General features: G+C 64.8%; 16 protein-coding genes and 1 tRNA gene. 7 read left to right on the top strand and 10 right to left on the bottom strand.

The features are described 5' to 3' along the window. Positions 1–36 precede the first annotated feature (36 nt). The 3 genes from AC1DW9_RS08825 to AC1DW9_RS08815 form a co-directional block, all read right to left on the bottom strand. The gene (locus AC1DW9_RS08825; protein WP_476775365.1) at positions 37–693 is read right to left on the bottom strand and encodes a tetratricopeptide repeat protein; all 657 of its coding nucleotides are present in this window, start codon (positions 691–693) and stop codon (positions 37–39) included. A gap of 147 nt (positions 694–840) precedes the next feature. Continuing rightward, positions 841–966 carry a type B 50S ribosomal protein L36 gene (gene ykgO / locus AC1DW9_RS08820; RefSeq protein ID WP_038363015.1) on the bottom strand — a complete coding sequence of 42 codons (126 nt, stop codon included), beginning with the start codon at positions 964–966 and terminating at the stop codon, positions 841–843. Positions 967–1143: 177 nt separating this feature from the next. Then, the gene (locus AC1DW9_RS08815) at positions 1144–1935 is read right to left on the bottom strand and encodes an MBL fold metallo-hydrolase (protein WP_441504346.1); all 792 of its coding nucleotides are present in this window, start codon (positions 1933–1935) and stop codon (positions 1144–1146) included. Positions 1936–2057: 122 nt separating this feature from the next. Between AC1DW9_RS08815 and AC1DW9_RS08810 the strand changes: the two genes are divergently transcribed. Together AC1DW9_RS08810 and AC1DW9_RS08805 are read left to right on the top strand one after the other, a co-directional pair. Continuing rightward, complete coding sequence (locus tag AC1DW9_RS08810; RefSeq protein ID WP_476775364.1) at positions 2058–2603, top strand: MarR family winged helix-turn-helix transcriptional regulator; 546 nt, start codon at positions 2058–2060, stop codon at positions 2601–2603. 116 nt (positions 2604–2719) lie between these two features. Further along, positions 2720–3388, top strand: coding sequence for a hypothetical protein (locus AC1DW9_RS08805; protein WP_476775363.1), 669 nt, complete (start codon positions 2720–2722; stop codon positions 3386–3388). A gap of 90 nt (positions 3389–3478) precedes the next feature. On the opposite strand, the gene sugE is transcribed toward AC1DW9_RS08805, so the two are convergent. Continuing rightward, the gene (sugE, locus tag AC1DW9_RS08800; RefSeq protein WP_113511072.1) at positions 3479–3796 is read right to left on the bottom strand and encodes a quaternary ammonium compound efflux SMR transporter SugE; all 318 of its coding nucleotides are present in this window, start codon (positions 3794–3796) and stop codon (positions 3479–3481) included. A 25-nt stretch (positions 3797–3821) separates the two neighbouring features. Continuing rightward, the gene (locus tag AC1DW9_RS08795) at positions 3822–4571 is read right to left on the bottom strand and encodes a F0F1 ATP synthase subunit A (protein WP_476775362.1); all 750 of its coding nucleotides are present in this window, start codon (positions 4569–4571) and stop codon (positions 3822–3824) included. 560 nt (positions 4572–5131) lie between these two features. Here AC1DW9_RS08795 and tenA point away from each other — a divergent pair. Then, positions 5132–5800 carry a thiaminase II gene (gene tenA, locus AC1DW9_RS08790; protein ID WP_476775361.1) on the top strand — a complete coding sequence of 223 codons (669 nt, stop codon included), beginning with the start codon at positions 5132–5134 and terminating at the stop codon, positions 5798–5800. A 168-nt stretch (positions 5801–5968) separates the two neighbouring features. Further along, complete coding sequence (locus AC1DW9_RS08785) at positions 5969–7102, top strand: serine hydrolase domain-containing protein (protein WP_476775360.1); 1134 nt, start codon at positions 5969–5971, stop codon at positions 7100–7102. A gap of 253 nt (positions 7103–7355) precedes the next feature. Here AC1DW9_RS08785 and AC1DW9_RS08780 read toward each other — a convergent pair. Together AC1DW9_RS08780 and cpdR are read right to left on the bottom strand one after the other, a co-directional pair. Next, positions 7356–7430, bottom strand: a tRNA-Val gene (locus AC1DW9_RS08780). A 131-nt stretch (positions 7431–7561) separates the two neighbouring features. Continuing rightward, a complete protein-coding gene (gene cpdR, locus AC1DW9_RS08775) occupies positions 7562–7921 on the bottom strand; it encodes a cell cycle two-component system response regulator CpdR (RefSeq protein WP_038363805.1) in 360 nt (119 codons plus the stop codon). 255 nt (positions 7922–8176) lie between these two features. Between cpdR and AC1DW9_RS08770 the strand changes: the two genes are divergently transcribed. Both AC1DW9_RS08770 and hisN read left to right on the top strand, forming a co-directional pair. Beyond that, positions 8177–9097 carry an N-formylglutamate amidohydrolase gene (locus tag AC1DW9_RS08770; RefSeq protein ID WP_441487915.1) on the top strand — a complete coding sequence of 307 codons (921 nt, stop codon included), beginning with the start codon at positions 8177–8179 and terminating at the stop codon, positions 9095–9097. Between the two features lie 340 nt (positions 9098–9437). Then, positions 9438–10220, top strand: coding sequence for a histidinol-phosphatase (gene hisN / locus AC1DW9_RS08765; RefSeq protein WP_069879102.1), 783 nt, complete (start codon positions 9438–9440; stop codon positions 10218–10220). Here the strand turns inward: hisN and AC1DW9_RS08760 are convergent. Beyond that, complete coding sequence (locus AC1DW9_RS08760; RefSeq protein ID WP_476775359.1) at positions 10125–11180, bottom strand: alpha/beta hydrolase; 1056 nt, start codon at positions 11178–11180, stop codon at positions 10125–10127. The genes hisN and AC1DW9_RS08760 overlap by 96 nt on opposite strands. Before the next feature lie 193 nt (positions 11181–11373). Here AC1DW9_RS08760 and AC1DW9_RS08755 point away from each other — a divergent pair, with 193 nt between their 5' ends. Beyond that, positions 11374–11841, top strand: a complete 468-nt coding sequence (locus AC1DW9_RS08755) for an Hsp20 family protein (RefSeq protein WP_441487913.1) — start codon at positions 11374–11376, stop codon at positions 11839–11841. An 84-nt stretch (positions 11842–11925) separates the two neighbouring features. Here AC1DW9_RS08755 and AC1DW9_RS08750 read toward each other — a convergent pair whose 3' ends face one another. Beyond that, positions 11926–12879: a hypothetical protein gene (locus AC1DW9_RS08750; protein WP_476775358.1), complete on the bottom strand. Its 954-nt coding sequence runs from the start codon at positions 12877–12879 to the stop codon at positions 11926–11928. Between the two features lie 86 nt (positions 12880–12965). Next, the gene (locus AC1DW9_RS08745; RefSeq protein WP_476775357.1) at positions 12966–14030 is read right to left on the bottom strand and encodes a threonine aldolase family protein; all 1065 of its coding nucleotides are present in this window, start codon (positions 14028–14030) and stop codon (positions 12966–12968) included. Positions 14031–14251: the final 221 nt, after the last annotated feature.

Genomic DNA, 14251 nt, shown 5'->3' with positions numbered 1-14251 from the left:
GCATTCGCTTTGGTTTCACTGGGGAACCGCAAGGGCCTACGCGTCGCGGCCGTCGACTTCAGTCTTCAGCGAATCGACTGCGTCCTTGATGGCCTCGAATTGCGGATAGATCTCCTGCGCCCGCCGATAGGCGATCAGGGCACGCTTGTCGTCCCCCTGCTGCCGTAGGATGGTGCCGAGCCCCATCATCGCGCCGTAATGACGCGGCTCGCGCTTCAGCGCCTCTCCGATGTCGATCATCGAGCGGATCGAATCGCCCGCGAGGAAGAGCGCGTTGGCGCGCTGATTCCAGCCTTCAGCCCAGTCCGGCTCGAGACTGATGATGCGGTCGAGCAATTCGATCGCGAGATCGAGCTCCTTGGATCGCATCGCCTCCTGCGCCCGCACCATCAGGAGATCCGCCGTATCCGACCCTGATCGCGCCCAGCGCCGCTGGATCAGATTGGCGATGCCCTTGGCCTCCTCCGGGCTCTTGGCGGCAGCAAGCCGCTCGAACAGTCGATCCAGCGTCGCAGCCGGGCTGCGCGAGGCACCGGGAGCCGGTGCCGCCGGATTATCCGTCGTGTCCGAATGCGGCACGGTGCCAGGCTGCGCTGGTGCGCTGTCCTGCCCCAGGGCAGCGCCTAGCCCGAACGGCAAGGCTGTCGCCAGGACAAGCGCAAGAGCAGCGGAAGGCAGACGAGGAATGCTCATGCCCACAAGATTAGGGGCTCGTGCGGTCGCGTCAAATCACGACGTGGCGAGAGGCTCATGCCAAAAAAGGTGGGCGCGCCGAGCGCGCCCACCTTCAAATCTGGAGTCAGCATCAAAACGTCGCGGCAGCGAAAGCCGCGCGTCAACTCAGCCCTGGCGCGCCTTGAAGCGCTTCTGGACCTTGTTGATGATGTAGACGCGGCCCTTGCGGCGAACCAGCTGGTTGTCGCGATGACGGGCGCGCAGCGACTTGAGCGAATTGCGGATCTTCATCGTCTCTACTCCGTCGATCCGCCTTTCGGACGAATCGGTCAAAAATTCACAGCTGCGACGCGGATCGGCGGGCGATCCTCATCGACCACTCGAACGGCGCGGCTGATGCGATGCCGGCTGTATACGGATTTTTCCGGCGATCGCAAGGGTCCAGCGTGCGAAAACCATCGAATACCCTCAGGCGATCGCGGCCAGATAACGCCGGAAGGAGCGTGCCAGCGCCGCTTTGCCGTCGCCGGCGATGACCCTTCCCTCGAAGGCGCCATAGATCCTTGCGAAGGAAAAGGGCTCGAGAACCGCGGCGATCCGCCGGATCGTCGCCGCATTGACCGGAATCATGTTGGGATAGGAATAGAGCACGCTGACATAGCGGCGATCCTGCGCCACCTGCAGCACGTCGCCGCAATAGAGCGCGCCCTCCCCCTTGGCATGGTGCAGTACGGTCGCCCCGGCGAAATGGCCGCCGCAGCGCAAGAGCGTCAAGGTCGGACCAAGCCTCAGCGCCTCGCCGTCCCAGAAGCGGATGGCAGGGTCCGGCTCGGTCACCCACTGCCGATCATCAGCGTGGAGATAGACCGGCACGCCGAGCGCGGCCGCCCATTCCGCCATCGCGGTGTAGTAATGCGGGTGCGAGATCGCGATGCCGATCATCGGCCCGCGCGCGCGGATCGCCTCGACCGCCTCGGGCGTCACGAGCCCGATGCAGTCCCATAGCAGATTGCCCTCCTCCGCCTCGACCAGCAACGCCCGCTGATCGATCGCGAAGGCCGGTGCGATGCGCAGGCCAAGCACGCCATGGTCCTCGCTGCAGACGACGGAATGACCGGACGCGAGTTCGCCCGGCGTCAGCCATTCCTGGCCGTCCCAGCGCACGTATTGGCGCTCATCACGGCAGATCGGGCAAGCGTCGGGCGGGGTGGCCGTATCGGGAAATCGGGCGCCGCATTGGCGGCAGATGAAGCGCGGCATGAGCCTGTCTCCGGCTTGAACGAAGGCCGGCATCGAACGCCCCTGCATTCGGTGCCGCCAAACTATCTTCATATGAAGATACTAGCTCATCAATCTATCTTCATGTCAAGATACTCTGGCTGATGGAGAGTGCCTTGGCCGACGCTGACGAGACCCAGGATCATGTCGACCGGCTGCGCGCACAGTGGCAGCGCGAATTGCCTGATCTCGATACCGGCGCCATGGCCGTGCTGGGTCGGGCCTACCGGCTCTCCAACCTTGTTCGCCCAAGCATCGAGGCGACCTTCGCCGGATTTGGATTGGATCGCGGCGAATTCGATATCGTCTCCTCGCTCCGCCGCGCGGGCGCGCCGTTCCGCCTGACGCCGACCGAACTCTACACCAGCCTGATGATCGCCTCGGGCAGCCTCAGCCACCGCCTCGCTCGGCTTGAAAGGGCGGGCCTCGTCAGGCGTGTGCCATCCGACACCGATGGAAGGAGTCTGGCCGTCGAGCTGACCGAGAGCGGACGCGCGAAGGTGGAGGCGGCCTTCCGCGTCGACATGGCAAGCGAAGCGACCTTCCTGACCCATCTCTCGCCGGAAGAACGCGAGGCCCTTGCTGCGTTGCTGCGTAAACTCAACCGAGCCATCGAGGACAATCTCGGGACGACGCAGGGGCACGGCTAGTTTCCGCCGACCCCAAAGCCTTGTTGTTACCTGATTAACTTGTCACTCTGAGCCCCGGCGGACCGAGAAATAGGGGAACCGAAGCACAGACCGATCCAGAACGAAGGGAGGACCACATGAAGCGCGTGACGTGTTTCACGCTTGTCGCTGCGGCTGGACTATTGGCATTTGCCACCGGCTCGGCCCAGGCCCAGACGCCCGAAATGACCTTCTTTGTCACCAGTGCCGGATCCGGGAAGGGTGCCGATCTCGGCGGCCTCGCAGGCGCCGACGCCATCTGCCAGAGTCTTGCCCAGGCGGCGGGTGCAGGCAGCAAGACCTGGCGGGCCTATCTCTCCACGCAGGCGACTGGCAGCACCACAGACGTCAACGCGCGAGACCGCATCGGCCCAGGGCCCTGGCGCAACGCCAAGGGAGCTGTGATCGCCACCAGCGTCGCTGACCTGCATGGCGGCGCGGCCGGCTTGACCAAACAGACCGCGCTCAACGAGAAGGGCGAGCCGGTCAATGGTCGCGGCGATACACCGAACCAGCACGACATGCTCACAGGCTCCCAGGCCGACGGCACCGCCTTCGGCCCCGGCGAGGACCGGACCTGCGGCAACTACACCAAGAGTGGTGCGGAGGGCGCCGTCATGCTCGGCCACCATGACCGCAGCGGCCTGGACGAATCCCCACCGGCGAAGTCGTGGAACACCTCGCATGCGTCGCGGGGAGGCTGCAGCCAGGAAGCGCTGCGCGGCACGGGGGGAGCCGGCCTGTTCTACTGCTTCGCGACGAACTGAGCCGAACGATCCGCATCGGCACATGCCCTGAAACAAGACGGCCACCCAACCGGGTGGCCGTTCGTCTGCGATGATCGCAGGCGAGCGTCATCAGGCCGTCGAAAGCTTGAGCCCGATCAGCCCGGCGACAATGAGACTGACGCTGGCGATCCGGAAGAAGGTGACGGCCTCTCCCATGACGAAAATGCCGACGAGGAAAGCTCCGACCGCACCGATTCCCGTCCAGATCGCGTAGGCCGTGCCCAGCGGCAGCGACTTCATCGCCACGGCCAGCAGGCCAAAGCTGATGATCATCGTCGCGATCGTGATCACGCTGGGCCCGAGCTTCGTGAAGCCCTCGGACTGTTTCATGGTCGACGCCCACACGACTTCGAAGACGCCTGCAAAGAGCAGATAGATCCAAGCCATTGCTGATACTCCGTCTCGTGCGGCCTCAATGGCTCGGGTGAAGGGCATCGTTGAGATACATGCAGGTGAGCATGGTGAAGATGTAGGCCTGCAGGATTGCCATCAGCACCTCCAGACCGGTGAGGGCGACCGTCATGATCAGCGGCAGCACCGCTCCAAGGATGCCAACCGCACCGAGACCGGTCATGCCGACGACAAAGCCGGCAAAGACCTTGAGCGCGATATGGCCGGCCAGCATGACCGCGAACAGGCGGATCGAATGGCTGATCGGTCGCGAGATATAGGAGACGACCTCGATCAGGACGATGATCGGCGCAAGGACGATGGGAACGCCCGACGGCAGGAACAGCCGCAGGAAGCCGAAGCCATGCTTCACGAGGCCATAGATCGTCACCGTGCAGAACACGAGCATGGCAAGCGCGAAGGTCACGGAGATATGGCTCGTCACGGTGAACGCGAACGGCAACATTCCGATCAGATTGGCCAACAGGATGAAGACGAAGAGCGAAAAGACCAGCGGGAAGAAACGCATGCCATGCTCGCCTGCGATGCTTCTGAGCGTGTTCCGTACGAACTCGTAGAGAATTTCGCTGAGGGCCTGGGCACGGCCAGGGACAATCGCGCGGGTGCGGGTCGAGAGCAGCAGAAAGCCGCTGGCGCTGGCGACGATCGCGATCATGAAGGCGGATGAGTTGGTGAAGGCGATCTCCTGCCCAGCGACCTCCCCAAGGCTGAACAGCGTCTTGATTTCGAATTGCTCAATCGGGCCGGCCACGGCGAACCTCTTGCGTCATGTGGGTTGAAACGGGAACGGCCCCGCGATGCGTCGGCAGGCGCCAGGCCGTGCAGGCCAACGCTTCGACTGCGGGCGGGATACGGGACGAATCCGGACGGCGCGCATGGACGTGCCAGCGGGCGAAGCGGTTCGTCAGGTTTTGGGAAGAGGGCAGTTTCTGAGAAGAAGGCCCGGTTCGCTGATCAATCAGCAGCCTGCGGCCATGCCTGGGGCATGTCGGTTCCATTATCTCTCCCGAGACAATGGGGCCGTCCCCAGCGTTACAGATGGCACAGGTCGTCCAGTGCGGGCCGGTCTCTAGAGCGAAGTGAATTTCACGTCAACCGGACGGGCTGGCCTTCACATTGATGACGGTCAGAAAGCCGCCGCGAGCGCTAACCGGTCCGAGCGCTTCCATCGCCGAAAACACCCTGAAGCTGTTCGAATTCGGGGGTAGAGCCGGAATTTGCAGCCTGGCCCGCCAAAGCCTATCGGTTCCGGCGGCCTGATGCCGCATTTCGCGCATCCGGCTGGCACCGCCTGTGGAGACAACGCCTGAGATGGACATTTTCGATCGACTGAAGTCCGCCGCAAAGGCCGACTGGACGAGCTATGTCGACCACGCCTTCGTCCGGCAAATGGCGACTGGCACGCTGCCGCAGGCCGCCTTCCGTACCTATCTGGTGCAGGATTATCTCTTCCTGATCCAGTTCGCCCGCGCCTATGCGCTCGCAATCTACAAGGGCCGCACGCTTTCCGACATGCGGGCGGCCAAGGCCGGCCTGGCAGCCATCCTCGACGTCGAGATGGACCTCCATATCCGGCTCTGCGGCCGTTGGGGGCTGCACCCCACCGAGATCGAAGCAGCACCGGAGCATGCCGCGACGATTGCCTATACCCGGTTCGTGCTGGACTGCGGCGTCTCGGGCGACCTGCTCGACCTGCATGTCGCGCTCGCCCCTTGCGTGATCGGCTATGCCGAAATCGGGCGAAACCTTACTCCCGCGGGCCCAGAAGCACTCGGGGACCATCCCTATCGCGACTGGATCGGGGAATATGCCGGCGATGCCTATCAGGAAATCGCGATGGCAGCCCGGCGCCATCTCGACGATCTCGCCGCGCGGGCGATGACGGAACAGCGCTTTGCCGAACTCACGACCCTCTTCGCCAAGGCCTCCCGTCTCGAGGCGGATTTCTGGCAAATGGCGCTGAACGACGGCACCGCATAGCCGGGATCAGCCACCGATCCGCCCCGACCACCTGCAGCCGGCCGGCGAGCTCTGCGCGCCCGGTATGCGGCGCAGGCCGGGATCACTCTCGACATGACGGCTGAGACCGGTCGGGTATGGTAGCGTTTCGCAATGATCGGCCCGCGAAATGCCTCCGAGGACAGCCACGTGTCTCAGACCAATGATGCCTATGTACCGCCGGCCAATGGCGATTGGGAAACCATTCCACCGGCCGAAGCCGGCTTCGACGCCGCAAGGCTGCAGGCTGCCGTCGACTTCGCCAAGGCGCAGGAGAGCACCTGGCCGCGCAGCTTCTATTATCCCGACGGGCGCTATGTCGGCCTCGTCGAATGGAACGAGTCAGGCCCCTGGAGCGAGATCGTCGGCCCGGTCAGGGAGCGCGGCGGTCCGGCCGGCCTGATCCTCCGGGGCGGCCGCCTGGTTGCCGAGTGGGGCGACACGGCCCGCGCCGACATGACCTTCTCCATCGCGAAGAGCTATATCGCCGTGCTGGCGGGGCTTGCCGTCGCCGACGGACTGATTCGCGATGTCGACGAGCCGGTGGCGAAAACCGTCGACGGTCCCTGGTTCGAGGGCGCGCAGAATGCGGCCATCACCTGGCGCCATCTCCTGCAGCAATCGAGCGAATGGCAGGGGGAAATCTTCGGCAAGTCGGACCAGGTCGATCATAACCGGCAGATCGGGCCGGGCGCCGACAACAGCCGCAAGGGCGAGCGGCGCGCCCTCAAGCCACCTGGCAGCCACTACGAGTACAATGACGTGCGGGTGAACCTGCTGGCCTATTGCCTGCTGCAGCGCTTCCGCAAGCCGCTGCCCGAGGTCCTGCGCGAGCGCATCATGGACCCGATCGGGGCCTCGCAAGGCTGGGAGTGGCAGGGCTATCGCAATTCCTCGGTCGAGATCGACGGCCGGAGCATGCAGTCCGTGCCCGGCGGCGGCCATTGGGGCGGCGGCCTCTTCATCAGCGCGCGCGACCACGCCCGGCTGGGCCTGCTCGTAGGGCGCGGTGGCGCCTGGGCTGGCCGTGAGCTGCTATCGCCGGCCTGGATCGACGACATGCTGTCGCCTTCACCCACGCTCGAGAATTACGGCTATCTCTGGTGGCTCAACCGGGGCGCGGCGGCTCGGCCGAATGTTCCCGCCACGGCCGTCTTCGCGCTTGGTGCCGGCGTCAACGCAATTTGGCTCGATCCCACGCAGGATCTCGTCGCGGTGCTGCGCTGGATCGACAAATCCGCCCTCGACGGCTTCGTCGATCGCATGCTCGCAGCGGCCCGCTAGGCGGGTTTGCCGATGGCTGGTCGCCTGACCGGCCCTGTGGACAGCGGGGGGCAGCAGGTCCCGCCTGAGCCCGGCGGAGACCGCTTCAAAGCACGGGCGGCAGTGATTCGCGCCGTCCGCCCTCAAGGGATGGGCGGAGCGCCCCTGCCGCGCATCAGGCGGCATTCGGACATCGCGGCTGCCCTTGCCATTGAGGCACCAAACGCAAAAACCCGGATACCGCTCTTCAAAGCGATATCCGGGTTTTGTGAAATGGTGGGCGCGACAGGGATCGAACCTGTGACCCCTACGATGTCAACGTAGTGCTCTCCCGCTGAGCTACGCGCCCGTCATGCCGTGACGATAATCTGTCCTGGCAGTCGGAACAGGTTCGGCCTTGCGGCGTGTCCCTGTTGCGAGGTTGAGCGGGCTATAGCCGCTCATTTCGCGCCTTGCAAGACGCTTGATTGCAAAAAGCGCTCAGGCTGCGAGCAACTTCTCGACCTCGTTCACCAGCTCGCGCAGATGGAACGGCTTGGACAGCACTTTTGCGTCCTTCGGCGTCTGGGAATCGGGGTTGAGCGCAACTGCAGCGAAACCTGTGATGAACATCACCTTGATGTCGGGATCGAGCTCGGTGGCGCGCCGCGCCAACTCGATGCCGTCCATCTCCGGCATGACGATGTCGGTCAGCAGCAGTTCGAAGGGCTCTTCACGCAGGCGATTATATGCTGAAAGCCCATTATCGAACGACGCCACGTCGTAGCCCGCATTCTGCAGGGCCTTGACCAGAAAGCGGCGCATGTCGTTGTCGTCTTCAGCGAGAAGTATCTTGGTCATGGGCCTGCTTCGTCCGTCCCGTTCGGCCTATCGATAGAGGCCGCCCACCCCGGACAACCCCTTCTCTGTTTCGTCTCGCCCGATTCGGCATTCCGAGCCAACGCGCCGAAGCGTTATCGCCTGCCCGGAGCGCTTGGAACACTATCGCAGTATAACGCGCCAACATGGTAAACAAGGCGTGAACGCGATGTTCGATTCAGCGCCGAATTCAAGATCGCTTCATCCGCTCGGCAATGTGTGCTTCAGTCCTCGTGCATGACCATCTCGTCCGGTAATTTTTCTGCTGAAGCCGCCGACATCGTCGTCGAGATCGAGCGCCCCTTCAGCCTCTATCAGCCGCCGCTCCAGGTCGTGCCGGTGGTGGTCGACGTGCCGCATGCCGGCCGTCGCTACCCTCCCGGCTTCGTGGAGCGAGCACGATTGCCGCTGCGCTCGCTGCGCCGCTCCGAGGATGCCTATGTCGACCGGCTCTTCGCGCAGACGGTCGCCCTTGGTGCGCCGCTGCTTGTGGCCGAATTTCCGCGTGCCTTTCTCGATGTGAACCGCGAGCCCTATGAGCTCGACCCGCGCATGTTCGACGGCCGCCTGCCCGCCTTCGCCAATACCCGCTCGATGCGGGTCGCGGGGGGGCTCGGCACAATTCCACGCATCGTCGGAGACGCGCACGAGATTTATTTTGGCAAGATTCCGGTGGAGGAAGCACTCGCCAGGATCGACGAGCTTTATCGCCCCTACCATGCCGGGCTGCGCAGCCTGGTCCAGCGCACGCAAGGCGCCTTCGGCACCTGCATTCTGGTCGACGCCCACTCGATGCCCTCGACCGGGCTCGACCGCGACGGGCTCGCCAAGTCGGATGTGATTCTCGGTGACCGCTTCGGCACCAGCGCCGCCGGCTACATCATCGACATCGCCGAGGAAGCCTTTCGTCGGCGTGGGCTCAGCGTCACGCGCAACCGCCCCTATGCCGGTGGCTTCATCACCGAACATTACGGCGCTCCGGCCTCAGGCGTGCATGCCCTGCAGATCGAGATCAACCGGTCCCTCTACATGAACGAAGCGAACCTGGAGCCGCATACCGGTTTTGCAGAGTTGGAGCAGGCGATCGGCACCGCCATGGCGGAGTGCTTCGCGCATTGGAGCGGCTGGCTCGACGATTGGCGCGAAGCTGCGGAATAGCCTGTTTTCTCAGAGGCTTGCGATGACGGCATCGGCGCAGCGCAGAAAAAAGGGCCGCGCACTTTCGTGGCGGCCCAAGTCTAGGGAGGAAACGCCCAAGGAGGGCAAACGAAGGCTTGAGGTGATCGCCCCTTCGCAGTGCACAATATGACTGTGCAGCGCAAAAAAGCAAGCGCCTTTGTCGAAAATCTTATGAGCCATGCGCCGCACGCAATCCAAAACTGCTGATTTTCCGTCAGATTCCTTGTTTTCCGACGACGAGCGCCGCTAGAAGAACCGAGCGAGCAGGCTGGATCCTGCATTATTGCTGCGCAGCATAGCGCAGCTCCGGAGAGCAAAGATGAGTGCGGTTGATTTCGGCGCCTTCGTCGCGGAACTCGCGACCCAATCCGGCCAGGCGATCCTGCCCTTCTTCCGCGCCAAGCATGCGACCGAGGACAAGTCCTGCGGCGGCGTGTTCGATCCCGTCACCGAGGCCGACCGCGCCGGCGAGAACGTGATGCGCCACCTGATCAAGCGCAATTTCCCCGAGCATGGCGTGCTCGGAGAGGAGTTCGGCACGGAGAACGGTGAGGCCGAATATGTCTGGGTGCTCGACCCGATCGATGGCACCCGTGCCTTCATCTCCGGCATCCCGGTCTGGGGCACGCTGATCGGCCTCACCCGCGAGGGCGTTCCGGTTTACGGCATGATGCACCAACCCTTCACCGGCGAGCGCTATTCCGGCGACGGCCGACAGGCCCGCTATGAGGGTCCGGGCGGGCCACGGGTGCTGCGCACGCGCCAGAACGGCGAGCTGGCCACCGCGACGGTAATGACCACCAGCCCAAAACTGTTTCAAGGTGCCGAGCAGGAAGCCTATCTGCGCGTCGAAAGCGCGGTGCGCCTCGCCCGTTACGGCTGCGATTGCTATGCCTATTGCATGCTGGCCTCGGGCCATGTCGATCTCGTTATCGAGAGCGGGCTGAAACCCTATGACATCGTCGCTCTGATCCCGATCGTCGAAGGCGCCGGCGGAATCGTCACCTCATGGGATGGCGGCAGTGCCGCCAAGGGCGGACGCATCATCGCCGCCGCCAACAGGACCCTGCATCAGGCCGCCCTCGCCCTGCTCGCCGGCTGAGCCGGCCCCGGCGATCGCTTCGCCGGGAATGAATGCATCGAAGGCCGCCCAGAACTGCGCGCGAACGGCATCCGTTTCCATCAGGATCTCGTGGCGCGCTGTCGGCAATATCAAGGCCGAACCGGTCTTCAGCCTCGCCGCGAAGCGCTCGATCGCAGGCGTCGAGACCACCGGGTCGCGCCCGGCTGCGATCACCAGCGTCGGCACCCTGACCTCTAGGGACGCCGAGGGGGCCGCCAGCCGGTTCATCAACCGGAACGCGGTCCTGACCCAGCCGACAGTCGGATCGCCGATGCTCAGATGGCGCGCCGCAGCTGAAAGCGCGGCATTCCGGGCATAGCGGACGGGGTCGTTCGTCAGCCGATTGCCCTGGAATGGCTTGGTCGCGATCGCCGTGTCACCGCCGCCAGGCACGAAGGCGCTGCCGAGGCCGAGCCAGTACAGCACGCTTGCGAGATAGCTCGCCGCCCGTGGCCGCTCGACCATGGAGAGGCCGAGCATGGGCGCGAGCGCAACCAGTCGCGAGACCGGCAATGCGTTGCGCCGGGCGGCGTCGAGGCACAGCGCCGCCCCCATCGAATGCGCCAGAACGAAATAGGGAGGCGGCAGCCGGGCCTGCATTTCCGCCATGGCAAGTGCGAGGTCGGTCTCGTAATGCCGCAGACGGCCGACATGCCCCTTGCGTTCACGCGAGACGAAGCGTTGCGAACCGCCCTGGCCGCGCCAGTCGAAGGCGAGAACGTGGAAACCGCGGCGGCGCAGCTCGGCGATCGTCTCGCTGTAGCGTTCGATGAACTCCGCGCGCCCCTGGATGATCACGACAGTACCGCGCACTCGCTTTACTGTCGGGTGCCAGCTCGCGAAGCGGAGCCTGGCCCCGTCGCGCGCCAGAGCAAGCCAGACCTTGCCATGCCCGGGAACCGGGTAGTCGGGGAGGGAAAAAAGCTCGGCCTCGGCCATCAGGCGCTCCGAATCGCGGCGACAGTCCCGGGCGGATGCCCTCGGTTATGCCCGCTCGAGGCGGCTCTTGAAAAGCTGAAATCGCTCCCCAATTCCTGGTCACGCAGGCCGATACCGGCTGCGTGAACCTGAATGGGGCCTGTGCTCAAGACGAGGCAGGCTCGACCAAACGTCGCTTCTTCTGGAGGACATCATGCGTCACTTCGATCTTTCCCCGCTTTATCGCTCGACCGTCGGCTTCGATCGTCTGTTCAACCTGCTCGACCAGGCGACCAGCGCTGAAACCGCGCCGACCTATCCGCCCTACAATATCGAGCGCACTGCCGAGAACGCCTACCGCATCTCCATCGCGGTCGCCGGCTTCTCCGACAGCGACCTTGCCATCGAAAGCAAGGAAAACACCCTGACCGTACGCGGTGAGAAGCAGGTTTCCGAAAGCGCCGAGAAGCGCGAAGTCCTGCATCAGGGCATCGCCGCACGCGCCTTCGAACGCCGCTTCCAGCTCGCCGACTATGTCCAGGTGACCGGCGCGAGCCTCGAGAACGGCCTGCTCCATATCGATCTCGTCCGCGAGATTCCCGAGGCCAAGAAGCCGCGCCAGATCGCCATCGGCGGCAAACCCGCCAAGGTGCTCGAGGCCAAGGTTTCTAAGGCCGCGTAACACGCCCAGCCCAGGGCTGGCAGACAGAGGGCGCCCCCGGTTTCCGGGGGCGCCCTTTTCACGCCTGGAATTGGCGATCGTCTCTCAGTCGAGAGGCGCGACCGGAACGGCAGGCGTCGCCGGGCGCGGTGCGGAGGGCGCCGGATCCTCGATCTGGACCGGTGGCAGCTCGACCGGCGAAGCCTTGATCTCCGGCGATTCAGCCTTCGCAAGCGGCGGCTTGTGCTCGGGAGTCTCCGTTCCGCGAACATCGTCGGGGTTCACCAGCTTCGGCTTCTCCTCGCCGGATGGCGCGGTCGGGCCCGGCGTCGGAGCGACGGGTGTTGCCGGCGCGGATGGAGCCTCGGTTGCTGGCGCACGAGCCTGGGCAGGAGCCTGCTCGACAGGTTTTGCCTGTTCGGCTGGCGGTGTCGGCGCCGCCGGAGACGGGGGCATGACCGTTGCAGGCGCGCTTGCCTCGGCGGGAGGAGCTGGCGCCTTCTCCCGTTCGGGAGCCGGCATCGGTGCGGCCGGGGACGCCGGAACGACTTGGGCAGGCGCGTTCGCCTCCGCCGGAGCCTTGAGCGAATCGGGGCGCTCCGGCGGGAGCGGCAGCAACCGCGGTTGAGCCGGGGCATGCTCACGCGGATCGACGCGCGCGACATCCGGGGGGGGTCCCCTCATTCGTTCAGGAGTCTGCAGGTTCACCCGCCGGACGAGATCGCCGCTGAAACGATCGAAGATCAGCCGTACGCGCCGGCCATTCGCCATGCGCCCATCGACCACAAAATCGGACTCGGTGCGCGTGGTGCGGTCGACCTGGGCGAGCCTGTGCTCGCGGATGGCGATCTCGGCGATGCTCCGTGAAGACAACGGCGCAGGCGGCGGCGGTGCATAACGATAGCCGTAGCCATAGCCATAAGCGCGACGCGGCACATATTCGTAGCCATAGTCGTAATAATACTGCGCGGCGGCTCCACCGGCCGAGCCCGCCAGCGCGCCGGCAACAGCCAGGCCGATCAGCGCGGCGCGCGAGCGCGCGGTCGAAACAGAAGCCATATCTCCATCCTTGTTAACGAACCGAACGGGGACTTCAGTCTTCCTTAGGGATTACGGCACCCATGCGGCGTCAATCAGGGGATATTTCAGCGAGACGGCGCGTTCAGCAGCGATATCAGCTGTTCGACATCCTCGGAGCGCGTCGCAAAGGACATCACGAACCGACCGACAATATCGCCCGATGCAAGCGCTGCATCGTCGGGAAGCGCGGTGTCGGACCAGGCGTGATAGCCGACCCCGGCCGCCTTCAGCCGCTCCTGCGTTGCAGCATCGAGGACGAGAAACGCCGTATTGGCCTCGCAGGGCCAGGCCAACCGCACCGAGCCGCCTCTCGCAACCGCCTCGGACAGCCGGGACGCCATCGCGTTGGCGTGGCGCGCCAGCGCCAGCCAATGGCCGCCGGCCAGGAGGCCCTCGAATTGTGCGCCGATCAGCCGGCCCTTGGAAAGCGTATGACCGGCCCGCTTGCGCCGCCATTTCATTTCAGCGGCCAAGGCCTGATCGAAGAAGACCACGGCCTCGGCCGCCCAGGCGCCATTCTTGGTGCCGCCAAAGGACAGGACGTCGACGCCTGCCTTCCAGGTGATCTCGGCTGGAGAGCAGCCCAGCGTGACCAGCGCATTGGCAAAGCGGGCGCCATCCATATGCAGCTTCAGGCCGCGGGGCTCGGCCGCCTGCTTCAGGGCCCGCACCTCGTCGGGACGATAGACCAACCCGCATTCGGTTGCCTGCGTGATCGAGACCGCCTGCGGCTGCACCTGATGCAGCGCCCCCTCGCGCATCCGCGCCAAGACCTTGGTCACGGACTCAGGCGTGATCTTGTTGCCGGTACCGGGCAGGCCGATGAGCTTGGCGCCGTCGCCGAAGAATTCCGGCGCGCCGCACTCGTCATCGGCGACGTGGCTTTCCTGATGGGTCAGGACCGCGCCCCAGGGGCGCGTCAGGCAGGCCAGCGCCAGCGCGTTCGCAGCCGTGCCGCTGGTCACCAGGAAAACCGAGACCTCGTGCTCGAACAGCTCGGCAAAGAGCCGTTCGACGCGCTGGGTCCAGATATCGGTGCCATAGGCGGCCGCTGCGCCGTCATTGGCGGCCGCGATCGCGGCCATCACCGGGGCGCTCGCACCCGCCGTATTGTCGCTGATGAAGTTCATGAACGAGCGTTAGCGAGGCGGGCGCGCCCTGCCAAGCGCAAGGCCGGAATGACGCCTTGCACGGCGCGACTGAGCCCGGACCGGCCGCCGCCGGTATAAGCCCTTCGGACAAGAAGCGTGCGACCCAACTGTGCCTTTCATCCCGGAAATGTCGCCATCGAAACGCATATCGCAACAATATTTCCAATCCGCCCAAAATTCACGCTTGTGCCGACATTAGA

The sequence above is a fragment of the Allobosea sp. P4_E12 genome, from assembly GCF_056401655.1.
This window is presented reverse-complemented; position numbering and strand designations above follow the sequence as displayed.